Below are 24847 nucleotides of genomic sequence, written 5' to 3'. Positions count from 1 at the left end.
TTCGGGGCAGCCCCGTTCCGTTCGGGGCCGCCTCTGTGCTGTTGGGGCCCGCTTCCGTTTCCTACCGCCCGTCTCGCCCCGTTCCGTACGCCCCCGTCCCGCCCGTCTCACCCGGCCTCGACGTGCCCCTGACCCCCGTCGGCGTCGGGACCGTACAGCGCGCGCCGCACGGTCGCGTGGGTCGCCCCGTGCTCGGCGAGGACGTCGGCGACGACTCCGGGCTTCGCCGTGAGGGCCAGGAGCAGGTGTTCCTCGCCGATGAAGCGGTCGCCGCACCCCAGGGCGACCCGCAGCGAGTTCTCCAGGACGGTCTTCGCCCCCGGGGTGAAGGGGCGGTGCCCCGACCACCACCACCGGCGGCCGCCCCGGCCGGTTGCCAGGGCCCCTTCGCCGTGGGCGCCCTCGACCCGGGAGACGATCGCGCCGATGTCGATCCCGATACCGGCGAGCGCGTCGGTGTCGGCCTTGGTCAGGCCGCCGCGGCGGCGGGCCTCGGCGAAGGCGGCGTCCAGGGAGGCGCGGCGGTCGTGGAGGCCGAGTGCGGTGACGGCGAACGAGGCCCGGCCGCCCTCCTGTTCCAGCAGCGCGAGCAGCAGGTGTTCCTCGGTGACCGAGTCGGCCCCGACGCGCTCGGCCTGCGCCGCGGCGCCCTTCACGGTGGCGCGGGCCCCTCGGGTGAATCGCTCGAACATCAACGCCTCCCGTACTTCTTGTGCACGGCCTGCCGGCTGACGCCCAGCTCGGCGGCGATCTCCTGCCACGACCAGCCCTGGACACGGGCACTTCTGACTTGTACGGCTTCGAGCTGCTCCAGCAGCCGCCGCAGCGCGGCCACCGACCGCAGCCCGACGCGCGGGTCGCGGTCACCGGCGCGTGCGGCCAGATCCGTTGCTTCGGTCATGACGTCAACCTACATTGACAGATGCCCTCCGTCAATCAAAGTTGACATCATCGTCGGCCAGGCGGGCGTGCCGCTCGACGTCGTGCCGGACGTCGCCGTAGCGCAGCTTGGCCCGCTCGATGCCCTCGGGCGCGAATCCGGACCGGGTCGCGACCCGGCAGGAGGCCGGGTTGTCGGTGCGATGGCCCAGCTCCAGCCGGTACAGCCCGAGCTCGTCGAAGGCCCAGCGCGCCAAGGCCCGCACACCGGCCGGGGCGACACCACGGCCGCGCGCCTCCCGTGTGGTCCAGTAGGAGACCCAGCCGGTGTCGTGGGTCAGGTTGACGGCGTCGACGGCGACACAGCCGACGGCCTCGCCCGCCTCCCCCACGACGGCCCAGGAGTAGCCGGTGCGCGCTCCCCGTTCGCGCGTGCGGTCCGCGATCCAGGCCAGCGCCCCGGGCCGGTCGAACACCGGCCGGTCCGTCTGGCGGTCCATCTCGGTCGCGGCGAAGGCGCGGAGCACCGCCGAGGCGTCGGTGGGCTCCCAGGGGCGCAGCAGAAACCCTTCAGGGGTGGTCAGTTCGTCCATAGGGGCCACCTTCCCGCACGGTCACCACCACGTCGCTCCCGGGCCACGCCCGTACGACCGGCCAGCTCCCGCGCGAGGTCGCGCCGGGGCCGCCGGCGACCAGCCCCGGGCCGGTGACGGAGACACGCCAGCCCCGGGGCGAGGGCGGGAGGGACAGCTCCGTCACCCCGGGGCGGGCGGCGGCACGGTAGGCGAGGCGGTAGGACCGGGTGTCCGCGTCGTACGCCTCGGAGCGGACGGTCCCCGCGACGGCCGGGGCGTACGGAGTGGCCGTCCGCTCCTTGTTCGTACGGAAGCGGCCCCGCTCGTCGACCGCGCAGTAGCCGCCGCCGTAGCACCAGACGTACCCGGCCCAGCCGGAGCTGTAGCGGTTCAGGGAGTCGACGGCCTCGCGGTAGAAGCGGCCCATGCGGGGGAGGGAGTTGTTCAGGGGCCCCCACTCGCCGACGACCACGGGCATCCGGTGGCGGGCCGGATAGGCGGTGACCGCGGCCTCGTACGCCTCGATCCAGCCGGCCGACGGGTCGTAGTCAGCGCCCGCCTCCATGGCGGTGTTGTAGAAGTGCGGGGCGTAGACGGTCCGGCGGTCCTCGATCCGGCCGAGCCCGGTGGGGACGCCCTCGCCGACGATGGGCGTCGGCTCGACGAAGAGCCAGGTGTCGCGGTCCTTGGCCCGGACGGCACGGGCCAGCCGGTTGTACATCGGGGTGAGGTGCTGGGCCTCGATCCGGCGGGCGGCGGTCGGCAGGTCCTCGCCCGCGCGGAGCTCCCCCATCGGCTCGTTGATCAGGTCGTAGCCGATCACGGCCGGGTGGTCGCGGAAGCGTTCCGCAATGACCTGCCACATGGCGGCCTGGGCGCGCTGGAGGTCGGGGTCCTCGTAGAGGTGGGTGAAGGCTCGTTGGACGGCCGGTTCGAAGTACTCGGAGAACCAGTCGTCGGGGTTCGGGGTGAACGGCAGTCCGTCGGTCCTGGTGGCCCAGGCGGGGATGCCACGGTGCCCGAACGCGGGCCCGAAGACGTCCTGGTGGGCGTCGATGAGGACCTGGACGCGGTGCTTGCGCGCCCCGTCCAGGACGCGTTCGACGCGCCGGAGGTAGCGCTCGCTGTACTGGCCGCGCGTGGGTTCCAGGTCGTCCCAGAAGACCAGCAGCCGGGCGAAGTTGAAGCCGTTCGCGCGCAGGTCGCGGAAGTGCCGCTCGGTGATCGCGGTGAGGGCGGCCTCGCCGCTGTTCGCCTTGTCCTCGACGTTCCAGCCGCGCAGGGTGAGGGTGCGCCCCCGGTCGTCGGTCAGTGGCGGGACGGCACGTTCACGGGACTCGGACGCCGGTAGGGGTGCGGATACGGGGCGCGCCGAGGCGGCGGGGGCGAGGGCCCCCGCCGCGAGCACGGACGCGACGACGGCTGCCATGAGTGCTCTGCCCATTCGCATGGGCGGCATCCCATCAGCAAAGCTGACGCTTGTTCAAGTACACGTCACCGAAGCGTTCTTGGCGGAGCTAGGAGGTCGGCGTGAGCACGATCTTTCCGAAGAGGTCGCCCGACTCCAGCCGCCGGAACCCCTCCCCGGCGCGGTCCAGCGGCAGCACCTCGTCGATGACCGGGCGCACCCCGGTGGTCGCGCAGAACGCGAGCAGGTCCTCCAGCTCGTCCTTGGACCCCATGGTGGAGCCGACGACCCTCAGTTCCAGGAAGAAGATCCGGGTCAGCTCGGCGTGGGCGGGCCGGTCTCCGCTGGTGGCCCCGGAGATGACGAGGGTGCCGCCCGGGCGCAGCGACTTCACGGAGTGGGACCAGGTGGCGGCCCCCACGGTCTCGATGACGGCGTCCACGCGCTGCGGCAGCCGGGCGCCGGGCTCGTACGCCTCCAGCGCACCGAGCTCGACCGCCCGCTCACGCTTGGCCTTGTCCCGGCTGGTGGCGAAGACCCGCAGCCCGGCGGCCTTGCCGAGCACGATCGCGGCGGTGGCGACCCCGCCGCCGGCGCCCTGGACCAGCACGGAATCGCCGGGCCGTACCCCGGCGTTGGTGAACAGCATCCGGTATGCGGTGAGCCAGGCGGTCGGCAGACAGGCGGCCTCCGCGAAGCTGAGCTCCTTCGGCTTGGGCAGGACGTTCCAGGTGGGGACGGTGACCTGCTCGGCGAAGGTGCCCTGGTAGCGCTCGGTGAGGATGGAGCGCGGCTCCTTCGGCCCGACGCCGTGCCCCGACTGCCCGATGACGGAGTGCAGGACGACCTCGTTGCCGTCCTGGTCGACGCCGGCGGCGTCGCAGCCGAGGATCATCGGGAGCCGCTCCTGCGGGAGGCCCACGCCCCGCAGGGACCAGAGGTCGTGGTGGTTGAGGGACGCGGCCCGGACGGTGACGGTGGTCCACCCGGGACGCGTCTCGGGGGCCGGGCGATCACCCAGCTCCAGGCCGTCGACGGGCTGGTCGGGATCGATGCGGGCTGCGTAGGCGGCGAACATGGCTCGACGATAGGCGGGCCGGGGCGGCCCGCGGAACCGCCCGCACGTGTGACGCGCACCAAGCGGGGCGGCCTTCCCGAGCCAGCCCCTGCGGCCGGCCGAGCCGGGCCCGCAGGCAGAAAGCGGGCGGGGCCCGTACCGGTACAGGCCCCGCCCACCCGCAACCGCTCAACGCGACATCAGCGCCGAGCCACACCCTCCGCACGGGCCGCCGCGGCCACCGCCGCGGTGACCGCGGGGGCGACCCGCTCGTCGAACGGCGACGGGATCACGTAGTCCGCCGCCAGCTCGTCGCCGACCACGTCGGCCAACGCGTTCGCCGCGGCGATCTTCATGCCCTCGGTGATCCGGGAGGCCCGGACCTGGAGCGCGCCCGCGAAGATGCCCGGGAACGCCAGCACGTTGTTGATCTGGTTCGGGAAGTCCGACCGCCCGGTCGCCACGACCGCCGCGTACTTGTGCGCGACGTCCGGGTGGACCTCCGGATTCGGGTTGGCCATCGCGAAGACGTACGCGCCGGGGGCCATCGAGGCCACCGCCGCCTCCGGGACCGTCCCGCCCGAGACGCCGATGAAGACGTCCGCACCGGCGAGCGCCTGTTCCAGCGAACCGGAGAGACCGGCCCTGTTGGTCAGCTCGGCCAGCTCGCGCTTGACCTCGGTGAGGTCGTCGCGGTCACGGCTGACGATGCCCTTGCGGTCGGCCACCGCGACGTCGCCGATCCCCGCCTCCAGGAGGAACTTGGCGATGGCCACGCCCGCCGCGCCCGCGCCGGAGATGACACCGCGCAGATCGCCGAGCGTCCGCCCGGAGAGCTTCGCGGCGTTGCGCAGGGCGGCGAGGGTGACGACGGCCGTGCCGTGCTGGTCGTCGTGGAAGACCGGGATGTCCAGCCGCTCCTGGAGCTTGCGCTCGATCTCGAAGCACCGGGGCGCCGAGATGTCCTCCAGGTTCACCCCGCCGAAGGAGGGGGCGAGCCGGACGACGGTCTCGACGATCTCGTCGGCGTCGGTGGTCGCGAGCGCGATCGGCACCGCGTCGACGCCGCCGAACTGCTTGAAGAGGATGGCCTTGCCCTCCATGACGGGGAGGGACGCCTCGGGCCCGATGTCGCCGAGGCCGAGCACGGCGGTGCCGTCCGTCACGACGGCCACGACCTGGGACTTCCAGGTGTAGTCGTGGACGAGCTCGGGGTTGTCGGCGATGGCGCTGCACACCTTCGCCACCCCCGGCGTGTACGCCAGGGAAAGGTCGTCCTTGTCCCGGATCGGGACGGTGGCCTGCACGGCCATCTTCCCGCCCCGGTGAAGGGCGAAGGCCGGATCGAAGGGCTCGTCGGCCCCGGTGTCCACTGCGCTCGTGCGCTGGATGGCGCTGTCGGCGGTGCTGTCGATGGTGCTGTCGCTGCGAGGATTGACGATCTCCGCTGCCATGGTGTTGACCCCTTAAGTCTTCATCGTTTGAGGGTGGCCACTCCTGGTTGAGGAGGGGTGGGCGGGCACCGCGTACGCGCCCCGCACCGGGCGGTTGGCCCGCCCCGGCAGGGATAGGTGGTACGTACGCGCGGGCGCGCCGCACACGCGCCCTGAGCCCCGGATGAGGGGTGTAAACGTCTTTCTTACCGGACGAACGGTGTTACGGACGAGTCCATATCGACGCGGTGACGTGACTCATAGTCGAATATCTGGACAAGTCGGCAAACCGGCATAAATGCCGCCCACCAGTCAAGACATGCCGAAGATTCTCCGGCAGGGGGAATGAATCCCCACAGATGGTCCGGTTCTCGCGCACCGGCCGTTGATGTTCGGGGGTCGCCCGTTATCCGATTTTGACATGGCCGGACCCCTGCATGAGCCAGTCCGAATGGCAGGATGCCGTCATCACACAAGGTGGCGACACTCGAAGGTGCGTGCCAAGCCGCCCACCAGCACCTCACCCTCACCTGCCGGAGGATCCCGACATGACCGCAAGCACCACGCGTCGTACGACCGCGAAGTCCCGGATTGCGGCGATCGGCGCCATCGCGGTCGCCGGCTCCTTGCTGCTCACCGCCTGTGGCGACCAGACAGACAGCTCCTCCCAGGAGGGAGGCAGCGGCAAGGAGACCAAGAGCGGCGCACCGCTCTTCTCGAAGCTGCCGGAGAAGTACCAGAAGTCCGGTGTGATCAAGGTCGGCACGAATGCCGAATACGCCCCGATGGAGTCCGTCGAGAACGGAAAGATCGTGGGCGTCGACCCCGATCTGGCCGAGGCTCTCGGCAAGCAGCTCGGCGTGAAGTTCGAGTTCACCTCGGGTTCCTTCGACGGTCTGATCACCGCCCTGAACAGCGGGCGTCACGACATCGCGATGTCGTCGATCACGGACAACAAGCAGCGCCAGGAGGGCCTGGACGAGTCGGGCAAGAAGCTGGGCGAGGGCGTCGACTTCGTCGACTACTTCCTCGCCGGCACCGCCGTGTACACGAAGAAGGGCAACCCGCAGAACATCAAGTCCATCGAGGACCTCTGCGGGAAGGCCGCGGCCGTGCAGCGCGGCACCACGTACGAGAAGGCCCTCAAGACGCAGTCGAAGGCCTGTACGGACGGCGGCAAGGAGGCCGTCAAGATCGAGTCGTTCGAGAACGACACCGAGGCGCAGACCCGCGTCAAGTCCGGCGGCGCGGTCGCCGGCGTCAACGACTACCCGGTCGCGGTCGACCTGGCCCGCAAGGCCGACGGCGGCAAGGCGTTCGAGGTCGTGGGCGAGCAGGTCGACGCCGGCCCGTTCGGCATCGCCGTCAAGAAGGACAACACCGGGCTGCGCGACGCCCTGAAGGAGGCCGTCGACGCGATCATCGCCGACGGTTCGTACCAGAAGGTGCTCGACAAGTGGGGCGCCGGTACGGGAGCGATCGACAAGGCCGCCATCAACGGCGGCAAGTGACCGGACGCTTCACTGAAGGGCAGTCACCATGACTGACAAGTTCGACAAGACACCCGCCGGTTCACCGGCCGGCCCGGTGTCCGTCTCCAAGGGCGCCACCCCGGCCCCGGAGAACATCAAGGCCATTCCGGTCCGCCATGTCGGCCGCTGGATCAGCGGCGTCGTGGTCATCGGCCTCCTCGTCGCCCTCGGGTACGCCTTCTCGCAGGGCAACATCCAGTGGCACGCCGTGGGCGACAAGCTGTTCGACAGCACGGTCGTCGCCGGTGCGGGCCGCACCCTGCTGATCAGCGTCCTCGCGATGGTGCTCGGCGTCATCCTCGGCGTCGTGCTGGCCGTGATGCGCCTGTCGAAGAACCCGGTCACCAGCTGGGTCGCCTGGCTGTACATCTGGTTCTTCCGGGGCACCCCGGTCTACGTACAGCTGCTGCTCTGGTTCAACCTGGCGCTCATCTTCCCGGTCCTGAACATCCCGTTCATCTACAAGGACGAGATGACGGACGTCATGACCCCGTTCATGTGCGCCCTGCTGGGGCTCGCGCTGAACGAGGCGGCCTACATGGCGGAGATCTGCCGGGCCGGCATCCAGTCGGTCGACGAGGGCCAGACCGAGGCCTCGCACGCGCTGGGCATGACCCAGGGCAAGACCATGCGCCGTGTGGTCCTCCCGCAGGCGCTGCGCGTGATCATCCCGCCGACCGGCAACGAGTTCATCAACATGCTGAAGACCTCGTCGCTCGTCTACGCCGTCACGTACAACGAGCTGCTCCGCTCGACCTCGCAGATCGGCTCCACGTCGTACGCGGTGATGGAGATGCTGTTCGTCGCGTCCATCTGGTACATCGTGATGACCAGCGTGTTCAGCGTCGGCCAGTACTACCTGGAGCGCCGCTTCGCCCGCGGCTCGCTGCGCTCGCTGCCGCTCACGCCGCTGCAGCGCGTCAAGGTCAACCTCGCCGCGTTCAGCAACCGGCCCTCCGGAGGTGTCTCCGCATGACCACCCCCATGGTGAAGGCCGAGGGCGTCCACAAGTCCTTCGGCGCCGCCCACATCCTCAAGGGCATCGACCTGGAGGTCGCCCCGCGTGAGGTGTTCTGCCTGATCGGCCCGTCCGGCTCCGGCAAGTCGACCTTCCTGCGGTGCATCAACCACCTGGAGAAGATCAACGCCGGCCGGCTCTCGGTCGACGGCGAACTGGTCGGCTACCGGCAGAAGGGCGACAAGCTCTACGAGTTGAAGGACAGCGAGGTCGCCCTCCAGCGGCGCGACATCGGCATGGTCTTCCAGCGCTTCAACCTGTTCCCGCACATGACGGCCATCGAGAACGTCATGGAGGCGCCGGTCCAGGTCAAGGGCGAGTCCAGGGCCGTGGCCCGGGCCCGCGCCGAGAAGCTGCTGGACCGGGTGGGCCTCTCCGACAAGGCGGGTAACTACCCCACCCAGCTGTCCGGCGGGCAGCAGCAGCGCGTGGCCATCGCCCGCGCGCTGGCGATGGAGCCGAAGCTGATGCTCTTCGACGAGCCGACGTCCGCACTCGACCCGGAGCTGGTCGGTGATGTCCTCGACGTCATGCGCGGCCTGGCCGAGGACGGTATGACGATGATCGTCGTCACCCACGAGATGGGCTTCGCCCGCGAGGTGGGAGACGCGCTGGTCTTCATGGACGACGGCGTGGTGGTCGAGTCGGGCCACCCGCGTGACGTGCTGACCAACCCGCAGCACGACCGGACGAAGTCGTTCCTGTCCAAGGTGCTGTAGGCCCGCGTACGGGAGGGCGGTGCGGGCCGTGGTCCCGCACCGCCCTCCCGCGTGCCTCCCGCGTGTGCGGCCGCCCACCGCGCGTGGGCGCTCGCGCCCTCAGTCCCTCGGCAGCACCTCCGGGCCGGTGAGCAGTTGCTTCAGCTGCTGCCGGGAGAGCGGAGGCTCCGACAGCAACGGCCCCTGGGTGCCGGTTCCTTCGAAGCCGGTGCTGGAGCGTACGAGGAACTGCGAGCCGTCCCGGTGGATGAGCCGGCCGACCAGCTCGGGCCCCCAGTCGACGCTGTCCTCACCCTCGACGTCCATCGTGTCGCGCCACGTCGTCAGGACCCGGCCGTCGGGGAGCACCTCCCGCTCACAGTCGGAACGGGACGGCTCCTGGCCCACCCGGACGCAGAGGTCCTCGTCCGGATCGGCCGGGCGGCCCATCTTCTTCTCCACCGCCTCCCGGTCCTCCAGGGTGAGCAACAGGTAGCCGACGCCGCCGTCCCGGCGGAACGCGTAGTGCCCGTCCAGCGGACCGAGGTAAGTGGTCCGCGCCTGTTCGGGCGTCGCCTTCTTGATGAGCACGGCGAGCGAGACCTCTTCGATCCTCCCCACATCCGCGGGCAGGAGCGAGGCCAGCCGTCCGGCCTTGTCCGACGCGGGAACCGAAGCCGACGGCGTCGGGGAGGCGGACGGCCCGGCCGACGCCACCGAGGTGTGCGCGGGGTCCTCGTCGCCGCCCGTCCGGGGCAGGGCGAACGCCCCGGCGGCGACCACCGCGAGGACGGCGGTGGAGGCGGCGACGCGGCGGCGCCTGCGGATCCGGTCGGCCTTCGCGTACACGGCCCCGGCGGAGAACGCGGGCTTCCCCGCTCCCTCGGCGGCGCGGTCGAGCAGTTCACGGACGTCGTTCATACCAGTTCCTCCGCCATCCCGGCGCGCAGCGCCGCCAGGCCCCGAGCCGTGTGGCTCTTGACCGTGTTCGTCCGCATCCCGAGCGCCTCGGCCGTGGCCTCCACGCTCAGGTCCTCCCAGTAGCGGAGCACCAGCACCGCCCGCTGCCTGGCCGTGAGCCGGGCGAGCGCCTCCCTGACGACCAGACCGGTGTCCGTGTCGGCCGTGTTCCCCGGGCGGTCGGGCAGTTCGCCGTACGCCCGCTCCCGCCGCCAGAACCTGCGCCGGCTCGCGATGAACGTGTTGACCAGCGTCCTACGGGCGTACGCCTCGATGTTGTCGAGCCGCCCGTGCCTCCGGCCGCCAAGGACGACCTTGACCAGGGCACTCTGGACGAGGTCCTCGGCCTCGTGCCGGTCGCCGCAGAGCAGGTAGGCGCTGCGGAACAGTGCGGTGCGCCGGCCCTCGACGAATTCGTGCAGCGCCGCGTCGTCATCGGCCCGCATACGGACCCCTCCCCGGAACTGACAATTCCCTGCCCCCATCTCTCTCCGCTCCCCGGCCCGCGGAGGCGGACCGTCTCCCCCTTCCAGTGCGCCGGGCCCCGGCGGAGGTTGCGGGCATCGACGAAGAAAGAAGGGGGCGGTACGGGCCCGAAGCCCGTACCGCCCCTCTCACCGCCGTGCTGCTGCCCCTGTTCGCGAGCGGCAGTTTCGGGCGGCTACTTGACGGCGAGGACCAGGGTGTCCGAGGGGGACGCCCAGACCGCGCGGGCCTCACCGAAGCCCGAGGCCAGCAGGGTGCGGGCGTGCCAGTCGGCGGAGGGCATGTCGCCGTCCGCGTGCTCGCCGTAGATCGCGAACCGCTCGGCGGTGGGCGCGGCCAGGACGGGGTCCTTCGCGGCGACGGCCCACCACTCGGCCCAGTCCAGCGCCCCGGCGGCCTTGGCGCGGTCCATCGCGGCATGCCGGTGGGCGCGTTCGGCGGCGTTGATGCGGGGGGTGGCCGGGTCGATCGTGCGGTCGGCGTTCATGAACACCCCACCGTCCCGGACGAGGCCGCCGAGCTGCCTGTAGAGCGTGGTGAGCGGGTCCCTGTGCAGCCAGTGCAGGGCGGTGGCGGTGAGGACGGCGTCGTACGAGGTGTGGGGCAGCCGGGCCGTCCAGTCGGGGTCCTTGAGATCGGCGGTGACGAAGGCCGCCCGGTCGTCTCCGTCGAAGGTGCCGCGGGCGATGGCCAGGAGCGCGGGGTCGAGATCGACTCCGGTGCTCGTGGCGTTCGGGAACCGCTTGAGAAGCCGGTCCGTGATACTTCCCGTACCGCACGCGAGGTCGAGGACCCGCGGTTCGGGTCCGACGACCGCCTCGACCATGTCCAGCATCACCCGGAACCGCTCCTCGCGGTCGGGCATGTACCACTCCTGCTGCCGGTCCCAGCTCTCCTGCCAGGACTGCCAGTCGGTGCCCGTAGCCGTCTCCGTCACGCCAACCTCCACGTAATGCCCGTTTACGTCAATCGACCATTACACTGGCCGACGCCCCGACTCTAGACCGACACCGTAAGGACTACAAGTGGAACTGGCCTATTACTCGGACTACGCCGTGCGCCTGGTCAACACCGAGGAGCCGGCCCGCAACAAGGACGCCCTCACCTCCGTCGAGGCGGTCCGGGAGCTCTTCGGAGCCAACCAGCAGGCGGCCCGGCGGACGACGGACGCGGACGTGACCCGGTTCCGTTCCGTACGGGCACGGCTGCGCGCGGTCTTCGACGCGGCGGACGGCGACGACGAGACGCTCGCGGTCGACCTGCTGAACTCGCTGCTGCTGGAGTTCCCGGTGAGCCCGCAGATCTCGGGGCACGACGTACGCGACCAGGACGGCAGGCCGGACTGGCACATGCATCTGGCCGACCACCCGTCGAACGCGACCGCCGGCTACGCGGCCATCGCGGCGATGGGCCTGGCCTTCCACCTCACCGAGCACGGTGTGGACCGCCTCGGCCTGTGCGAGGCGGCGCCGTGCCGCAACGCCTACCTGGACACCTCCACGAACCGCTCCAGGCGCTACTGTTCGGACCGCTGCGCGACCCGCGCGAACGTGGCCGCCTACCGGGCCCGCAAGCGCGAGGAGGCCGAGCGCACCGGCCGCAGCGCGGAGACCGCCCAGCCCAGCACCGCCGTCACCGACCGCTGACCCTTCGCCAGGGGCCGGTAGCGGGCCCGCACCCGGGCCAGCACCAGCTCCTCCGGCACGGTCCCGTAGTCGGTGCTGTCCCCGCCGGCGAACGTGTTGTCGCCCCGCACCCACCAGCCGCCGGGCCGCCGCTCGGTGGCCCGTTTGACCACCAGCAGGTCCTGCTGGAACGGGTGCCGCAGGATCACCACGTCACCGGGGCTCACGGGTGCCCCGTACTGCACGAGCAGCAGGTCGCCGTGGTAAAGCGTGGGCACCATCGAGGGGCCCGTCACCTCCACCACCCGCAACGGACGCCGCGTCACCCGCCCACCTCCGGACACCTGTCGCCGCCCCGGCATCTCCGGCACCTTCCGGTTCCTCCTCCATCACATCGTCAGCACATCACCCGAGTGCCACTCCGTACATTCGGCCGACGGCCCGATTCTCACACCGGACTTTTGACCTAAGCCCCTGGGGCAGCCACGGAAAGCGGCGCTCCACGGAGTAATGTCCCACCTGAGAAGACGATCACGAGGAGGACAGCTCCATGCTTTCCCGCCTGTTTGCCCCCAAGGTGAAGGTCAGCGCCCACTGCGACCTGCCCTGCGGCGTGTACGACCCGGCCCAGGCCCGCATCGAGGCCGAGTCGGTCAAGGCCGTCCAGGAGAAGTACCAGGCCAACGAGGACGCGGACTTCCGCACCCGCGCCGTCCTGATCAAGGAACAGCGCGCCGAGCTCGCGAAGCACCACGTCTCGGTGCTCTGGAGCGACTACTTCAAGCCCCCGCACTTCGAGAAGTACCCGGAGCTGCACCAGCTGGTCAACGACACCCTGAAGGCGCTCTCCGCGGCCAAGGGCTCGAACGACCCGAAGACGGGTCAGAAGGCTCTGGACCTCATCGCCGAGGTCGACCGGATCTTCTGGGAGACCAAGAAGGCTTGATCTACGGTTAGGCCGTCTGACCTGCGGTTTCGCTGGTCATGTCGCCTACCGGTCCGCACCCGGTCCGCAGGCCGCCGAGCATGGCGTCCATGGCGGGCCGGGTGCGGTCTTCTTCGCCCGGGCAGCGGCTTGACGCTCACCCCGCCGGAGACGAGCGCGGAGGCTAAGAAGTAAGGCAGGCCATGAGTCACCATGTGCGGCAGCTCGACGGGTTCGCGGCCCTCACGCTCGGCCACCTCGTTCTCCGCCGCTCCGTTCTCCGGGCGTAGTTACACTCAGTTCACTCTTCCAGTGGCGGTATGTCGAGAGGCTTACCTTCCTCCGTCGCACAGCCACTTTCCCGAGCGCCGTGCGGCGAGGCGCGCCGACAGGGCGTCGGTGACATGCGACGCGGATGGCGCCCGCCTTGAAGTCGACATCCGACACCTTCGCGGTCGAGCAACTCACCTACGAGGTCAGGACGCGCACGAGGACGTCGCGCACGCTCGGGACCGGCCCGCTCCGGTCCCGAGCTTTCCGTCCGCTCCGGTGCCCGCCCCGCCTACGCCCGCCCGCGGCTCCCTGGAGGGCGGGCACTCCGGTCAGACCGGTCGCCGCGGTGGCTGCCGTGCTCCGTATGCGATGCCCCTGCACGCTGCGCGCACCCTCACGCTGTGTTCCCAGCCGGTTCGGTCCCGGCCTCCCGCTCCGGCGACTCGCTCACCTTCGGTGACTACAAGCGGGCCAGAGCGAAGGACGTCATCTCGTGGCGGACCAAAGAAGATTTCAACGGCCGACGAGACCACTACGAACTCATGGTCAACTACCTCACCCGAAAGATCTTGCCCTACCAGTTCAAGAGGAGAAATTGATCTTTCCCTTTGATCAGCAGTAGCCGGGGAGCGAAGGGGAGCTCCTGTACCTCGAAGACGAGCCCCCTCTCTTCTTCGAGGTGGAAACCCGCCATTTCTGCGCGCCACCGACGGTGTCGATCGACCTTGATCAGGCTTACTCTTGGGCCTGGTTGGGTAGGTAGCGCGCTAACACCGATCACGGCTCCACACTCACAGGGGAGGTGAAGGGTATGGATCCCCTTACGCTGGCGGCAGGCAGCGCACTTGTCGCGGCAATGGCTACTGATAGCTGGCAGCACTGCCGTGACGCCGTGGCCGACTGGTGGAGGCAGCATCACGCGAATCGAACAGACGACCTGAATGCCGACCTTGATCGCCTTCGCACCCAGGTCCTGACCATAGACCAGGAGGGAAATCAGTCGGGTGAGGACGCCTTGACCGTGGCATGGGGAGAACGTTTTCAGCGGCTACTCGACTCAGCCCCTCACATGGAGTCCGAAATACGAGAGTTGATTGACCGGACGCTCACTCCGGCAGCCTCCTACGCCAACGACCGGGGCACTCCAGCGGCTGTCATGAAGGCGGACGCACGGGACAACGCGCGGATTTTCATGGCCGGACGGGACCAGCACATCACTGGCTCATGAGCGAACTGAGCGGCGATACCCCCTCATCCGGGGTTCGACAGGAGGTCCACGGCGAGGGACACGCTCAGATCTTTGTCGCGGGCAACGACATGCACGCGACATTCGCTGCCCCACCGCCTCCCGACGCCGTCGTCGCACTGCGCACACTCCCTCGTGACATCGCGGCCTTCACCGGCCGCGACAGTGAACTCCTGCGCATCATGCGCGCGGACACCGTGTCCTCCGGGGCGTTGACCATTCACGCCATCGACGGCATGCCAGGAGTCGGCAAAACGGCCCTGGTCACCCGTACCGCCCATATCCTTGCCGACCGGTATCCGGACGGGCAGCTCTTCGTCGACCTGCACGCACACACTCCTGGGCGTCAGCCGGCGGACCCACACGGGGTTCTGACCACCCTTCTCGTCGGTCTCGGTATTGCGCCCAAGGACGTACCGGGCAACCTGGAGGCCTGCACATCGCTGTGGCGCGACCGGCTCACCGGCCGCCGCATGCTGCTCGTCCTGGACAACGCCGCCGACGTGGCCCAGGTCGAACCGCTGCTGCCGTCCCACCGTGCCAACCTGGTCCTGATCACCAGCCGCCGACGCCTCCTGGGCCTGGACGGGGCGACATTGACATCTCTGGGAACGCTGCCCCCCGACCAGGCGAGCGACCTCTTCGTTCGCCTCACACGGCGCGAGCGGACGGACGCGAACAGCGACGCCATCAGCGGCGCGGTCGCCGCGTGCGGTCACCTGCCCCTCGCGATCAGCCTGCTCGCATCCCGTCTGGCACATCACCCGGACCGTGAGCTCACGGCCTTCGTCGACGAGTTCACCACAGCGCTGGACCGCCTGGACGAGCTCCAGGCCGGCAACCGTGCGGTGGCCGCCGCGTTCGACCTGTCCTACCGTGCGCTTCCCGCCGACAGGCAGCGCTTCTTCCGCAGGCTGGGCATGCACGCCGGGGTGCATATCGACCCCTTCGCCGCGGCGGCATTGGGCAACATTTCAGTGGCTCAGGCACGGCGCATGCTGGACTTCCTGCACTCGGAACACCTCGTCGAGGAAATATCCACCTACCGCTACAGGTTCCATGACCTCATCCGCGCGTTCGCCCAGACGCTTTCGTCCGGAGATCCCCCACTTGAGCAGGACCGAACGATCGCACGCATGAAGTCCTACTATCAGCAGGCGGCGGAATCGGCGGACCGGTATCTCACTGACGTCGAACGACCCGGGCCTTCCTGCCCCTCCACCTTCGCCGTCCCGGACGTGCGCAGCCATGAACAGGCCCTGGAGTGGATGCGCACCGAACGCGTCAACCTGCTGGCCTGCATAGAAACGGAACCCCAGAACGCTAGCCGGCACACCATCGGGCTTACGGCCGCGCTGGCGTCTCATCTGCGGCAAGAGGGCCCTTGGCCGGAAGCCGCGGCGCTTCATCGAGCGGCTGCCGAATCGGCGCGGGACTTCGGCACCCCTCTCGAACAAGCGAACGCCCTGTTCGACCTCGGGCGGATTGAATCCGCTATGGGTGACTACGCGACCGCCGAGGAAACCCTTCGCTTGGCGCTTGACCTGTATCGGACACTCGAAAACCCACTGGGGCAGGCCAATGCCCTGAATATGCTGGGCAATGCACAGCAGATCACGGGGCGCGGGTCCGAAGCCGTAGAACTGCAACAGAAGGCGCTGGCGCTTCACGAACAGCTCGAAAATCGTCTGGGACAGGCGATCAGCCTCTTCGGCCTGGGGCGGATAAAGCAGGCCACGGGAGACTATTCGGGGGCGGCGGAATTGCACCTGCGCGCGTTGAGCCTGTACCGGCAAACGGGAAACCTCATCGGACAGGCGAACGCTCTGAATATGCTTGGGCAGGCTCGCTACGCAACAGGTGGGTACAGCCTCTCGGTCGATCTTCACCAGGAGGCCCTGCTGCTTTACACGAGTATTGGGAATCGCCTGGGCCAGGCGCACGCACTGCACGACATCGGACGTGCGGAACAGGTGGTCGGGGACGATGCCGCAGCCCTCGCGTCACACCGGCAGGCACTGGTTCTCTACGAAGCGGTCGGCAACCGTCTGGGGCAGGCGAACACGTCCCACGACCTGGGTCGCCTGGCGGAGACGACAGGCAATCGTGTCGCGGCCTCCGCATTCCTCCAGCGAGCCCTGACCCTTTACGAATCGGTCGGTGACCGGCTCGGACAGGCGAATACACTCCACGCCGTCGGCCGCCTGGAACAGGCGGCCGGCAAGCCTGGCGCCGCCGACCTGTACCGACGGGCGTGGGAACTCTTCCGCGCATCAGGGGATCCTGATGGCGAAGCCCAAGTCGTGTACAGCATGGGGACGCTCCGGGCCGAGACGGATCCAACCGAGGCGCTGGGCACTTTCCGCCGTGCTCGACGCCTCGCCCGGCAGGTCGGCAACCCTTTTACCGAGGCAGAGGCGATCGAGGGCACCGCCCGATGCCAGGCGCACCTCGGCGACCGCCGGTCCGCCCTCATTACCATTCGGCAGGCGTTGAAGATTTATCGCACGATCGGCGTCGCGGAAGCGGAGTCAGCCGACGCCTTCCGCGCGGAGCTCGAAGCAGAATTCTCCGAACCAGAGGCACCCTAGGAGCGGAAGAGAAGGTGACGGACATGAACACGGAGCTCAATTGGTTCAAGAGTTCGAGGAGTGAGCCTCCTGGGCCGGGAGGGTCTCAGGGATGCGTGGAGGCCGCCGCGCTCGAAGGAGAAGGAATAGCGATACGTGATTCGAAGGAACCAGGCGGATCCGTACTGCGGTTTTCCGAAACGGCGTGGAGTGCCTTCACTTCCTTGACAAGGAGCGACACTCCTTAATCCGAGACGGCCCGGCGGTTCACCGAGCCCTATCAGGCCCGTCGGCAGGCGGCACGACCGCGGCAGCCCGGCCGGCCCGCCTGCGGCTGGCGGCCGGGCCTTCTTTCTGCCACCACTGGCCTCGCACTTGACGATGCACTACTCTTTTAACGAGACGCAACGTTGCGTCTCTCCTTCGGTTCATCAGGACAGCGAGGTCCACCATGGAACGCTTCGTCGAAGTCGCCCCCGGCATACGCCTGTGGGCCCAGGAGCACGGCGCTTTCGACGCCCCCGCCCTGCTGCTGGTCATGGGCGCGCAGGCTTCCGGGCTCGGCTGGCCCGACGAGTTGGTGGAGTTGCTCGCCGCCCGACATCGCGTGATCCGTTACGACCACCGGGACACCGGCCGGTCCACCTGGGCCTTCGACGAGCGGCCCTACCCGCTCACCGCGCTGGCCGAGGACGCCGTGGCCGTGCTCGACGCGTTCGGTGTGGAGCGCGCGCACGTCGTGGGGATGTCGCTGGGCGGCATGCTCGCCCAGTTGCTGATCGCCGACCACCCCGAGCGGCTGCTCAGCGCCACCCTGTTCGGGACGCGAGCGCTCAGCTCCGTCCCCTACACCGCCCCGGACGGCGCTGGCGTCCCGCCCGAGCAGCTTCCCGGCGTCGCGCCCGCCCTGCTGGAGCTGTGGGCCCGGCCCGTGGAGGACCATGGGCCCGAGGCCGAGTTGGAGCGGCGCGTGGAGCACTGGCGGGCGCTCGGCGGCGGCGTGATCCCCTTCGACGTCGACCGCGCCCGGGCCCTGGAGCGCCGGATCATCGAGCACACCGGGCATCACCGCGCCGGTTCCGCGCACGCCCGCGCCGACTACTCCGGGATGGACCGCACCGAGCAGCTCGCCAGGACCCTCGTGCCCGCCCTGGTCGTCTCGGCCCTCGCCGAGCCCGTCTTCCCGCCCCCGCACTCCGAACACCTCGCCCAGGCGATCCGCGGCGCGCGGCTCGTCGAGATCCCGGGCATGGGCCACGCACTCCCCCGCGAGGTGCACGCCCCGCTCGCCGCCGCGATCCTGGAGCACACCGGCCGGGACTGACGCCGCGCCGCACAGGCCGGGCTGACATCATGCCGCCCTCTGGCCCCTGGTGGCCGACGCCGCACGGCACGCACCGCTCGCACCGCGCCCCACCGACGGGATCCGGCCGGCCCGCCCCCGCCCGCGTCCCCCGCGTCATACCTGAGAGCCACCCCGCAGGTGCCCTCTCCAGCGGGACGCCGACTACCGCTCCCCGTCCATAACTTCTGTACCGGAAGCACGCGATGCCCCTGGTACGGAAGGACCTCACCCCATGCCCGACCGCCCGCGCAGACCCCGCCGGCTCCGCGCCCTGCTCGCCGCGCTCGTCACCTTCGCGGTGGCCGTGCCGGTGTCCGGAGCGGCCCGGCCCGCCGCCGTGCCCGCCCCCGCGCCGACCGCTCACGGGACGCTGCGGGACGCGGGGCCGGCGGCGCTCGCCCGGCGGTACGCGGTGAGCCGGCAGGACATCCGGGCGGCCGAACGGACGGCAGCGGAGCACGGCGACCTCCGGCGGGCGGCCTCGCTGCGCGCGATGGCCGCGCCTGGGCGGCAGTTCCTCGCGTTCGACGGGCGGGACGGTGGTCGGAGCACCGAGGTCGTCGGGGACCTGCCCGCGGCCCGGCGGATCGCGGTGCTGGTGCCCGGTGCCGGGGCCGGGCTTGACGCGTACTGGCGGTTGCGGCGTGACGCCCGGGCGCTGCACCGGGAGTTGGGGGAGGGCGCGGCCGTCGTCGCCTGGCTCGGCTACCACACGCCCGGCACCGTCAGCCCGGCCGTGCTGACCACCGGTCGCGCCGACGAGGCCGCGCCGGGGCTGCGTTCGCTGGTGGACGGGCTGCGCGTGCTGCTCCCCGGCGCCCGGATCAGCCTGCTCTGCCACTCCTACGGTTCGGTGATCTGCGCCCGGTCCGCGCCGGGGACGGCGGCCGACGCCATGGTCCTCTACGGGAGCCCCGGGGTCGGAGCCCGGGACGCCGCCTCGCTGCGCACCGGGGCCCGGGTGTGGGCGGGCCGGAGCGGCGGGGACTGGATCGCCCGGGTGCCCCATGTCCGGGTGCGCGTGCCGTTCGTCGCGACGGTCGGCTTCGGGACCGATCCGGTGGCTGACCGGTTCGGGGCCGAGGTGTTCGACGCGGGCGACGGCGGCCACAGCGACTATCTGCTGCCCGGTTCGCGCTCCTTGACCAACCTGGCCCGGATCACCGTGGGCGCCGAACCGCTGGAGGCCTCCCGATGACCGGTCTCGTCGCACGGATCGAGGCCGCCACGCCGCCGGGCCGGGACCGGGCTGTCGACGCCCTGCGGGCCCTGGCGATCCTCGGCGTGGTGGGCGGGCACTGGCTGGTGACCGCGCTGGTCACCGACAGCGGCACGGTGCGCGGGGCGAGCCCGTTGACGTACCTGCCCGAACTCACGCCGGTCTCCTGGGTGTTCCAGACCCTCGCGGTGTTCTTCCTGGTGGGCGGGCAGGTCGCGGCGGGGAGTTGGGCATCGGCCCGGCAGCGCCGCGTGCCGTACGGGCGGTGGGTGCGCGGCCGGCTGGGGCGTCTGTTCCGGCCGGTGGTGGCGGTGCTCGTGGTGTGGGCGCTCGCGGCGGTCGCGATGCTGGTGGCCGGGGTGGGCGAGGCGACGGTCCGGGCGCTGGTCAAGCTGGTCTGGTCCCCGCTGTGGTTCCTGCTGGTCTTCGCCGCGCTGACGGCGCTGACTCCGCTGGTGGCGCGGCTGCACCCGGTGTGGCCGCTCGTGGTGGTGCTCCATGTCGACCTCGTGCGCCTCGGACTCGGCGGTCCTCGCGAGCTGGGGTGGATCAGCGTGGTCGCGGGCTGGCTGGTGCCCTACTGCCTGGGGGCGCTGGTGGCCCGGGGCGGGGCGCGGGGCCGGACGGACCGCTGGGCGCTGCTGCTCGGTGGGGCCGGGGCGGCGGTCGCGCTCGTCCTGTGGGCCGGGTATCCGGCCGCCATGGTCGGCGTTCCGGGCGGCCGGATGTCCAATCTGGATCCGCCGAGCCTGGCCGCCGCGGCGTTCGGCCTGGCGCAGTGCGGAGCGGCCCTCCTACTGCTCGGGCCGTTGCGCCGGGCGCTGCGGAGGCCGGCGGTCTGGGCGGTGGTGGCGGTGGTGAACCTGTCGGCGATGACCGTCTTCCTGTGGCACCAGACCGCGATGATCACCGTCACGACGAGTGCGGCGCTGCTCGCGGACGGGCCGCTGCCGGGGCTGCACACCGTGCCCGACGGCGCCGGCTGGGTGCTCGCCCGTTTGCTTTGGCTGCCGGTGTTCGCGCTGGCCCTGCTGGTGTGCTGGGCCGCGTTCCGGGGTTACGAGCAGGGCGGGCGGCGCCCCGGCGGGAGCTCCCTCGTCGTACGGGAGTCTCTGGGAGACTCCTCCCCCGAGCGGAAGGGACACGCACGTCGTGCCTAGTCTGAGCAGCAAGGGAGCCGAGGGGGCTGTGGGGGCGGTGACGTCATCGAGGGCGGTACGGCTGCGGGCGGCGGCGGGTCGTGTGCCGCGCACCCTGCACGAGGAGTTGTGGGCGGCGCCCGCCGACCGGGTGCCGCGCATGGGAGAGCCGAACGCGCCGGTGTGGCGCCCGGTGTTCCTGGTGCTGCTGGTGCTCATCGCGGTCGGTGTCACGGTGATCCGTACCGTCGAGCTCACCCCGTACGGCGCGGCGGTCAGCGGCCTGGCGGTTCTGGTGGCCGTCGCGCAGTCCGCGGCGCTGGTGGCCGGAACGATCCGTCCGGTGGGAGCCTGGTGGGCGGCGACCGCGCTGGGAATCGTGTCGGTGCTGGCCACCGTGGCCGCCGTCCCCCCGGGCCGCCCTACGTCCCCGGGCCTCGAGTTCCTGTTTCCCACCCCCTTCGCGGGAGCGGCGCTCCAGGGCGGCGCCCTGTTCCTGCTGGCGCTGCGTGTCCGGCCGCGCCGCGCGGTGGCCGCGCTGGCGATCTCGCTGGCGGCGGCGCTGACCGTCGCCCTGCGCACGCCGCCGCTGCCGCACGTGACCCCGGCCGTGGCCGTGCTCGTGTTCACCACCTCCCTCGTCCTGGGCACCGCACTCCGCAGCCTGCGCCTGGCCCGTAAGGACCTCGTCGTCCAGGCCGAACTGACCGCCGAGGAGCGGGCCCGGCGCACCCTGCTGGAGGAGCGCAACCGGATCGCCCGCGAGCTGCACGACGTGGTCGCCCACCACATGTCGGTGATCTCCATCCAGGCGCAGGTCGCCCCGCATCTGGTGGAGCACCCCACCGAGGAGCTGCGGGAGAATCTGACCGGCATCCGTGAGAACGCCCTGGAAGCCCTCACCGAGCTGCGCAGGGTGCTGGGCGTCCTGCGCTCGGAGGACGCCCCGTCGCAGAGTGCGCGGCACGCCCCGCAGCCGGGCCTCGACGGCCTCGACGGCCTGCTCGCCACGGTGCGCTCGGCCGGTCTCGCCGTCACCCGCTCCACGACCGGCGATCCCCGCCCCCTCCCGCCGGGCGTCGAGCTGTCCGCGTACCGCATCGTGCAGGAGGCCCTGAGCAACGTGATGCGCCACGCGCCCAGCGCGAGCGCCGAGGTGGTGATCGGCCACCGGCCCGCCGGTCTGACCGTCCGGGTCGTCAACTCGCCGCCCGACCGCCCGGCCCCGCCCTCCCCGGGCGTACGCCACGGCCTGCTCGGGATGCGCGAACGCGTGGCGATGCTCGGCGGCGAGCTGGCCACCGGCCCCACACCCGACGGCGGCTGGGAAGTCACCGCGCTCCTGCCCACCGGAACAACCAAGACGACCGAGGACGCCCCATGACACCGCCCATCCGCGCCGTGATCGCCGACGACCAGATGATGGTCCGCCAGGGCTTCACGGTCCTGCTGAACGCGGAGCCGGACATCGAGGTCGTCGGTCAGGCCGTCAACGGGCTCGACGCGATCGCCAAGGTCGCCGAACTCGTCCCGGACGTCGTTCTGATGGACATCCGGATGCCGGAGCTGGGCGGTATCGAGGCGACCCGGCGGATCACCTCCCCCGAGGGCTCCACGGTGAAGGTGCTGGTGCTGACCACCTTCGATCTCGACGAGTACGTCTACGAGGCGCTGCGCGCGGGCGCTTCGGGCTTCCTGCTGAAGGACGCCTCGGCCGACGAACTGGCCCACGCGGTGAGGGTGGTGGCGGCGGGCGACGCGTTGCTCTCGCCGAACATCACCAAGCGGCTCATCGTGGAGTTCTCCCGGACGGCCGGGGCCCCGCGCCCACCGCTCAGGGCGCGCGTCGGGGAGCTGACGGAGCGCGAGACGGAAGTGCTGACGCTGATCGCGGGCGGCCTGTCGAACGCGGAGATCTCCCGGCAGCTCATCGTGGCGGAACAGACGGTGAAGACCCATGTGGGGCGGATCCTGGTCAAGTTGGGCGTCCGCGACCGGACCCAGGCGGCGGTGTTCGCGTACGAGTCGGGGCTGGTGCGCCCGGCCGGGCCCTGACCTCCCGCACCCGGCGTGGGGCCCGTTTCGTAGGATCGGCTCCGTGACGACGGGGAACGGGGCAGGAACAGCGGGCGGCACCGTGGTGGCGCCCACCGGGATCGAGCGCGCGCTGTCCGCGGCCGTCGCGGGCGGCAGCGCCGACGCGGTCGTGGAACTGCTCGCGCGGACCCGGCTGTACGTGCTCGTCGCCCGGCTGCACGCGGACATCCCCGGCTGGACGGCCCCCTTGCCCGCGATCCGCGACGAGGCCTCGGGGCGGCCCTGTGTCCCGGTTCTGACCCAGGGCATGCTGCCGCCCTGGCACCCGGAGTGGGTCTTCCGCGAGGTGAGTCTCGGCGAGCTGGCCCGGATCTGGCCGTACGACGTGCGCCGGCTCGCGGTGAACCACGGCACCCCGTACGCGGCGATGGTCGACGCCCGGCCCAGGCGGCTGAAGGCCTGGGCGAGGGCGGACGAGCACTCCGGCGGGGCGCAGCGGGGCGTCCTGCTCACCGACGACGGTGGGCCGCTGCACGGGCCGCTCGCCCACGGGCTGGCTCTCGGCGCCCATCTGGCCGTCACCAACGGTCTGATCTGGAACCGACTCGGCGCCGCCTACGAGGACTACGCGACCGACCGGGCCAGGCTGCGCAGCCCGTGGGGCATCCCGCACCGTGCCGAGTACCGCGACCGCCTCGCCTCCCTGATGAAGAACCAGCTGGTCGGCCGCGTCCAGGAAGGCGTCCTGCGGACCCGGCAGACCCTGGCGCACCGGCTGGGACGGACACCGGCGCACGAGGAGTGGTCCGAAGCGGTGGCCCGTGCCTTCGCCGCGCGCGACGCCGACGACCGGGCGGTGGCGGACCGGACGCTGCGGTACATCACCCTGTACGAGGAGAAGTTCCGGGCCGACGGCGCACTCGCCCCGGAGGGCCGCGTCGACACCCTGGCCGCCTTCGACCTCGGCCGGGCGGTCAACGTCGTACGTCTCGCGCTCGGCGCCCGGTACGGCGAACCGCACGAGGCCGAGCAGGACATGCTGCGGATCGGCGGACTCGCCCGGGCCGCCTACTCCTCGTGGGCGGACTTCTCCCTCGGCTACCTCATGGCCCGGGTGGTCCACCGGGCCGAGGACGACGGACCGGAGGCGGCCGAGCCCACGTACCGGCAGTCGCTCACCGAACACCGCATCCTCGTCCAGGACCCCACCAGCCCCTACCGGAACATCGCGTGGTCATGAACTTCTCGATCCATCCGAACCCCCTCGCGGCTCCCCCGGCCCCCTGGGTCCCGCCGGCCGAGACCGAACAGCTCCTCCACGAGGCGGCGCTGCGTGGTGACGCGCGGGCCCAACTGGCGGCGCTGGCGGGGGCGCAGCTGTACATCCCGGCCCCGCGCGCCGAGGTGGACGCGAAGCCGGACACCATCACCTGGCGCGCGCACCACGACCCGGCCGGCTTCGTCTGCCGGCCGGTGCTCACCCGGGGCATGCTGCCGTCCTGGCATCCGGACTGGGTCTTCCACGGGGTCTCGCTGCGCTGGGCCGCCGAGTTCGGCTGGCCCGACCCGCACGTCTTCCTCGGGGTGAACGTGGGGACGCCCGGCCAACTGCTGCTGCCGACGGGCCCGACGGAGCTGGCACTGTGGCAGCGCGCGTACGCCGAGAACGACCGTCTCCCGGAGAACCGGCTGCTCGCGCTGCGCCACGGCGCGCTGCGCGGGCCGCTGGCGTACGGGCTGGCCTGCGGGGCGCACCTGGCGATCGGCAACGCGGTGCCGTGGAACGAGATCGGAACGGTCTGCCGCGACTACACCACCGAGCGCGATCAGCTGCGCGACTCCTGGGGCATCACCGGTCACACCGAGTGGCGCAAGCAGCTGGACGTGCTGCTGGAAGCCCGCAACAGCCCGCCGGAGCCGGACTTCGTGCTGCGGGCCCGTGAGCAGTTGGCGGCCGGGCTCGGCGAGCTGCCCTCGGCCGACCTGTGGCGCGAGACCGCCGCCGGTCACGCCCAGGACCTCGGGGCCGACGCGGGCACGGTGAGGGGCATCGAGGACCTCGTGCGCCGGATCATGCGCTACGAGGCCCGGTTCCGCGCGGACGGGCTGCTGCCGCCGGACGGCCGGGTGCGCACGACGGTCGCGTACGACTACGGGCGGGCGGTGAACCTGGCGCGCTGGGGGCTGTCGGCGCGCTACTGCGCCCCCGCCGACGCGGAGCAGGCGATCGTCTACGCGGGGGCGCTGAGCAAGTCGGCCCACCGTTCCTGGGAGGACTTCTCGGCTGGGTACGCGCTGGGGCGGGTGCTGCGGTTCGACGAGGAGGAGTACGGGACGTTCTACGAACAGAACGTCCTCGCCCACCGTCTGCTGGCGGAGAGCGAGGGCAGTCCGTGGCGTCACATCCCGTGGCGGTGAGGCG

Annotated in this window: 26 protein-coding genes; 16 read left to right on the top strand and 10 right to left on the bottom strand. The window is 71.0% G+C overall.

Translation table 11 applies throughout. The features are described from left to right. Positions 1 to 107: 107 nt before the first annotated feature. The 6 genes from ACH4RG_RS08680 to ACH4RG_RS08655 form a co-directional block, all read right to left on the bottom strand. Positions 108 to 692: a Clp protease N-terminal domain-containing protein gene (locus ACH4RG_RS08680; RefSeq protein ID WP_398539283.1), complete on the bottom strand. Its 585-nt coding sequence runs from the start codon at positions 690 to 692 to the stop codon at positions 108 to 110. Continuing rightward, the gene (locus tag ACH4RG_RS08675) at positions 692 to 901 is read right to left on the bottom strand and encodes a sigma factor-like helix-turn-helix DNA-binding protein (protein WP_007447814.1); all 210 of its coding nucleotides are present in this window, start codon (positions 899 to 901) and stop codon (positions 692 to 694) included. Before ACH4RG_RS08675 ends, ACH4RG_RS08680 begins: the two co-directional genes overlap by 1 nt. 31 nt (positions 902 to 932) lie before the next feature. Continuing rightward, positions 933 to 1472: a GNAT family N-acetyltransferase gene (locus ACH4RG_RS08670; protein ID WP_397921399.1), complete on the bottom strand. Its 540-nt coding sequence runs from the start codon at positions 1470 to 1472 to the stop codon at positions 933 to 935. Beyond that, positions 1450 to 2883: a cellulase family glycosylhydrolase gene (locus tag ACH4RG_RS08665; RefSeq protein ID WP_398539282.1), complete on the bottom strand. Its 1434-nt coding sequence runs from the start codon at positions 2881 to 2883 to the stop codon at positions 1450 to 1452. The genes ACH4RG_RS08670 and ACH4RG_RS08665 overlap by 23 nt, the downstream gene beginning before the upstream one ends. An 88-nt stretch (positions 2884 to 2971) precedes the next feature. Further along, a complete protein-coding gene (locus ACH4RG_RS08660; RefSeq protein WP_398539281.1) occupies positions 2972 to 3940 on the bottom strand; it encodes a zinc-binding dehydrogenase in 969 nt (322 codons plus the stop codon). Between the two features lie 179 nt (positions 3941 to 4119). Further along, positions 4120 to 5373, bottom strand: coding sequence for an NADP-dependent malic enzyme (locus ACH4RG_RS08655; protein WP_397921405.1), 1254 nt, complete (start codon positions 5371 to 5373; stop codon positions 4120 to 4122). A 527-nt stretch (positions 5374 to 5900) separates the two neighbouring features. Between ACH4RG_RS08655 and ACH4RG_RS08650 the strand changes: the two genes are divergently transcribed. The 3 genes from ACH4RG_RS08650 to ACH4RG_RS08640 are packed head-to-tail and all read left to right on the top strand — an operon-like array spanning position 5901 to position 8621. After that, positions 5901 to 6863 (top strand): ABC transporter substrate-binding protein, encoded by a 963-nt coding sequence (locus ACH4RG_RS08650; RefSeq protein WP_397921407.1) that lies wholly within the window; start codon positions 5901 to 5903, stop codon positions 6861 to 6863. Positions 6864 to 6891: 28 nt separating this feature from the next. After that, positions 6892 to 7860: an amino acid ABC transporter permease gene (locus ACH4RG_RS08645; RefSeq protein ID WP_397929269.1), complete on the top strand. Its 969-nt coding sequence runs from the start codon at positions 6892 to 6894 to the stop codon at positions 7858 to 7860. Beyond that, positions 7857 to 8621, top strand: a complete 765-nt coding sequence (locus tag ACH4RG_RS08640) for an amino acid ABC transporter ATP-binding protein (RefSeq protein WP_397921411.1) — start codon at positions 7857 to 7859, stop codon at positions 8619 to 8621. The genes ACH4RG_RS08645 and ACH4RG_RS08640 overlap by 4 nt, the downstream gene beginning before the upstream one ends. 99 nt (positions 8622 to 8720) lie before the next feature. Here ACH4RG_RS08640 and ACH4RG_RS08635 read toward each other — a convergent pair whose 3' ends face one another. From ACH4RG_RS08635 to ACH4RG_RS08625, 3 genes are all read right to left on the bottom strand, one after another. Further along, positions 8721 to 9521 carry a hypothetical protein gene (locus ACH4RG_RS08635; protein ID WP_397921413.1) on the bottom strand — a complete coding sequence of 267 codons (801 nt, stop codon included), beginning with the start codon at positions 9519 to 9521 and terminating at the stop codon, positions 8721 to 8723. Then, on the bottom strand, positions 9518 to 10006 hold the full coding sequence (locus ACH4RG_RS08630; RefSeq protein ID WP_397921415.1) for a SigE family RNA polymerase sigma factor: 489 nt from the start codon (positions 10004 to 10006) through the stop codon (positions 9518 to 9520). The genes ACH4RG_RS08635 and ACH4RG_RS08630 overlap by 4 nt, the downstream gene beginning before the upstream one ends. A 215-nt stretch (positions 10007 to 10221) precedes the next feature. Continuing rightward, positions 10222 to 10983, bottom strand: a complete 762-nt coding sequence (locus ACH4RG_RS08625; protein WP_397921417.1) for a class I SAM-dependent methyltransferase — start codon at positions 10981 to 10983, stop codon at positions 10222 to 10224. An 88-nt stretch (positions 10984 to 11071) separates the two neighbouring features. Between ACH4RG_RS08625 and ACH4RG_RS08620 the strand changes: the two genes are divergently transcribed. Next, positions 11072 to 11692: an ABATE domain-containing protein gene (locus ACH4RG_RS08620; RefSeq protein WP_018959073.1), complete on the top strand. Its 621-nt coding sequence runs from the start codon at positions 11072 to 11074 to the stop codon at positions 11690 to 11692. Here ACH4RG_RS08620 and sodX read toward each other — a convergent pair. Continuing rightward, positions 11605 to 12033 carry a nickel-type superoxide dismutase maturation protease gene (gene sodX, locus ACH4RG_RS08615; RefSeq protein WP_397929264.1) on the bottom strand — a complete coding sequence of 143 codons (429 nt, stop codon included), beginning with the start codon at positions 12031 to 12033 and terminating at the stop codon, positions 11605 to 11607. The two genes, ACH4RG_RS08620 and sodX, sit on opposite strands and share 88 nt — an antisense overlap. Before the next feature lie 188 nt (positions 12034 to 12221). Between sodX and sodN the strand changes: the two genes are divergently transcribed. From sodN to ACH4RG_RS08555, 12 genes are all read left to right on the top strand, one after another. Beyond that, on the top strand, positions 12222 to 12617 hold the full coding sequence (gene sodN, locus ACH4RG_RS08610; protein ID WP_030715437.1) for a superoxide dismutase, Ni: 396 nt from the start codon (positions 12222 to 12224) through the stop codon (positions 12615 to 12617). A 653-nt stretch (positions 12618 to 13270) separates the two neighbouring features. Further along, positions 13271 to 13468, top strand: coding sequence for a hypothetical protein (locus ACH4RG_RS08605; protein ID WP_398161176.1), 198 nt, complete (start codon positions 13271 to 13273; stop codon positions 13466 to 13468). Between the two features lie 212 nt (positions 13469 to 13680). Then, positions 13681 to 14097, top strand: coding sequence for a hypothetical protein (locus ACH4RG_RS08600; RefSeq protein ID WP_398161178.1), 417 nt, complete (start codon positions 13681 to 13683; stop codon positions 14095 to 14097). Next, positions 14094 to 16706, top strand: a complete 2613-nt coding sequence (locus ACH4RG_RS08595; protein ID WP_398539280.1) for an ATP-binding protein — start codon at positions 14094 to 14096, stop codon at positions 16704 to 16706. The genes ACH4RG_RS08600 and ACH4RG_RS08595 overlap by 4 nt, the downstream gene beginning before the upstream one ends. Before the next feature lie 23 nt (positions 16707 to 16729). Continuing rightward, positions 16730 to 16933, top strand: coding sequence for a DUF397 domain-containing protein (locus ACH4RG_RS08590; RefSeq protein ID WP_398161182.1), 204 nt, complete (start codon positions 16730 to 16732; stop codon positions 16931 to 16933). 203 nt (positions 16934 to 17136) lie between these two features. Beyond that, a complete protein-coding gene (locus tag ACH4RG_RS08585; RefSeq protein ID WP_398539279.1) occupies positions 17137 to 18009 on the top strand; it encodes an alpha/beta fold hydrolase in 873 nt (290 codons plus the stop codon). Between the two features lie 253 nt (positions 18010 to 18262). Beyond that, a complete protein-coding gene (locus ACH4RG_RS08580; RefSeq protein WP_398161186.1) occupies positions 18263 to 19228 on the top strand; it encodes an alpha/beta hydrolase in 966 nt (321 codons plus the stop codon). Further along, positions 19225 to 20409, top strand: coding sequence for an acyltransferase (locus ACH4RG_RS08575; RefSeq protein ID WP_398539278.1), 1185 nt, complete (start codon positions 19225 to 19227; stop codon positions 20407 to 20409). The genes ACH4RG_RS08580 and ACH4RG_RS08575 overlap by 4 nt, the downstream gene beginning before the upstream one ends. A 28-nt stretch (positions 20410 to 20437) precedes the next feature. Continuing rightward, positions 20438 to 21772, top strand: coding sequence for a sensor histidine kinase (locus ACH4RG_RS08570; RefSeq protein ID WP_398539405.1), 1335 nt, complete (start codon positions 20438 to 20440; stop codon positions 21770 to 21772). Then, entirely contained in the window at positions 21769 to 22443 is a 675-nt protein-coding gene (locus ACH4RG_RS08565; protein WP_397921441.1) for a response regulator, read from the top strand. The genes ACH4RG_RS08570 and ACH4RG_RS08565 overlap by 4 nt, the downstream gene beginning before the upstream one ends. Positions 22444 to 22486: 43 nt before the next feature. Then, positions 22487 to 23665 (top strand): DUF1266 domain-containing protein, encoded by a 1179-nt coding sequence (locus ACH4RG_RS08560; protein WP_397921442.1) that lies wholly within the window; start codon positions 22487 to 22489, stop codon positions 23663 to 23665. After that, the gene (locus ACH4RG_RS08555; RefSeq protein WP_397921443.1) at positions 23662 to 24843 is read left to right on the top strand and encodes a DUF1266 domain-containing protein; all 1182 of its coding nucleotides are present in this window, start codon (positions 23662 to 23664) and stop codon (positions 24841 to 24843) included. Before ACH4RG_RS08560 ends, ACH4RG_RS08555 begins: the two co-directional genes overlap by 4 nt. Positions 24844 to 24847 lie beyond the last annotated feature (4 nt).

The organism is Streptomyces sp. NPDC021019 (assembly GCF_044333295.1).
Classification (GTDB): Bacteria; Actinomycetota; Actinomycetes; order Streptomycetales; family Streptomycetaceae; genus Streptomyces.
Note: the sequence above shows the minus strand (reverse complement) of the source record. Positions and strands in the feature narration are given on the sequence as shown.

What these genes read in the sequence shown, in the direction of transcription:
- ACH4RG_RS08675 (WP_007447814.1), bottom strand. Translation starts at nt 901, where the DNA reads ATGACCGAAGCAACGGATCTGGCCGCACGCGCCGGTGACCGCGACCCG.
- ACH4RG_RS08630 (WP_397921415.1), bottom strand. Translation starts at nt 10,006, where the DNA reads ATGCGGGCCGATGACGACGCGGCGCTGCACGAATTCGTCGAGGGCCGG.
- ACH4RG_RS08565 (WP_397921441.1), top strand. Translation starts at nt 21,769, where the DNA reads ATGACACCGCCCATCCGCGCCGTGATCGCCGACGACCAGATGATGGTC.
- ACH4RG_RS08590 (WP_398161182.1), top strand. Translation starts at nt 16,730, where the DNA reads ATGAACACGGAGCTCAATTGGTTCAAGAGTTCGAGGAGTGAGCCTCCT.
- ACH4RG_RS08640 (WP_397921411.1), top strand. Translation starts at nt 7,857, where the DNA reads ATGACCACCCCCATGGTGAAGGCCGAGGGCGTCCACAAGTCCTTCGGC.
- ACH4RG_RS08655 (WP_397921405.1), bottom strand. Translation starts at nt 5,373, where the DNA reads ATGGCAGCGGAGATCGTCAATCCTCGCAGCGACAGCACCATCGACAGC.
- ACH4RG_RS08660 (WP_398539281.1), bottom strand. Translation starts at nt 3,940, where the DNA reads ATGTTCGCCGCCTACGCAGCCCGCATCGATCCCGACCAGCCCGTCGAC.
- ACH4RG_RS08575 (WP_398539278.1), top strand. Translation starts at nt 19,225, where the DNA reads ATGACCGGTCTCGTCGCACGGATCGAGGCCGCCACGCCGCCGGGCCGG.
- ACH4RG_RS08650 (WP_397921407.1), top strand. Translation starts at nt 5,901, where the DNA reads ATGACCGCAAGCACCACGCGTCGTACGACCGCGAAGTCCCGGATTGCG.
- ACH4RG_RS08585 (WP_398539279.1), top strand. Translation starts at nt 17,137, where the DNA reads ATGGAACGCTTCGTCGAAGTCGCCCCCGGCATACGCCTGTGGGCCCAG.
- ACH4RG_RS08670 (WP_397921399.1), bottom strand. Translation starts at nt 1,472, where the DNA reads ATGGACGAACTGACCACCCCTGAAGGGTTTCTGCTGCGCCCCTGGGAG.
- ACH4RG_RS08580 (WP_398161186.1), top strand. Translation starts at nt 18,263, where the DNA reads ATGCCCGACCGCCCGCGCAGACCCCGCCGGCTCCGCGCCCTGCTCGCC.
- sodN (WP_030715437.1), top strand. Translation starts at nt 12,222, where the DNA reads ATGCTTTCCCGCCTGTTTGCCCCCAAGGTGAAGGTCAGCGCCCACTGC.
- ACH4RG_RS08645 (WP_397929269.1), top strand. Translation starts at nt 6,892, where the DNA reads ATGACTGACAAGTTCGACAAGACACCCGCCGGTTCACCGGCCGGCCCG.
- ACH4RG_RS08680 (WP_398539283.1), bottom strand. Translation starts at nt 692, where the DNA reads ATGTTCGAGCGATTCACCCGAGGGGCCCGCGCCACCGTGAAGGGCGCC.
- ACH4RG_RS08665 (WP_398539282.1), bottom strand. Translation starts at nt 2,883, where the DNA reads ATGGCAGCCGTCGTCGCGTCCGTGCTCGCGGCGGGGGCCCTCGCCCCC.
- ACH4RG_RS08600 (WP_398161178.1), top strand. Translation starts at nt 13,681, where the DNA reads ATGGATCCCCTTACGCTGGCGGCAGGCAGCGCACTTGTCGCGGCAATG.
- ACH4RG_RS08635 (WP_397921413.1), bottom strand. Translation starts at nt 9,521, where the DNA reads ATGAACGACGTCCGTGAACTGCTCGACCGCGCCGCCGAGGGAGCGGGG.
- ACH4RG_RS08555 (WP_397921443.1), top strand. Translation starts at nt 23,662, where the DNA reads ATGAACTTCTCGATCCATCCGAACCCCCTCGCGGCTCCCCCGGCCCCC.
- sodX (WP_397929264.1), bottom strand. Translation starts at nt 12,033, where the DNA reads ATGCCGGGGCGGCGACAGGTGTCCGGAGGTGGGCGGGTGACGCGGCGT.
- ACH4RG_RS08595 (WP_398539280.1), top strand. Translation starts at nt 14,094, where the DNA reads ATGAGCGAACTGAGCGGCGATACCCCCTCATCCGGGGTTCGACAGGAG.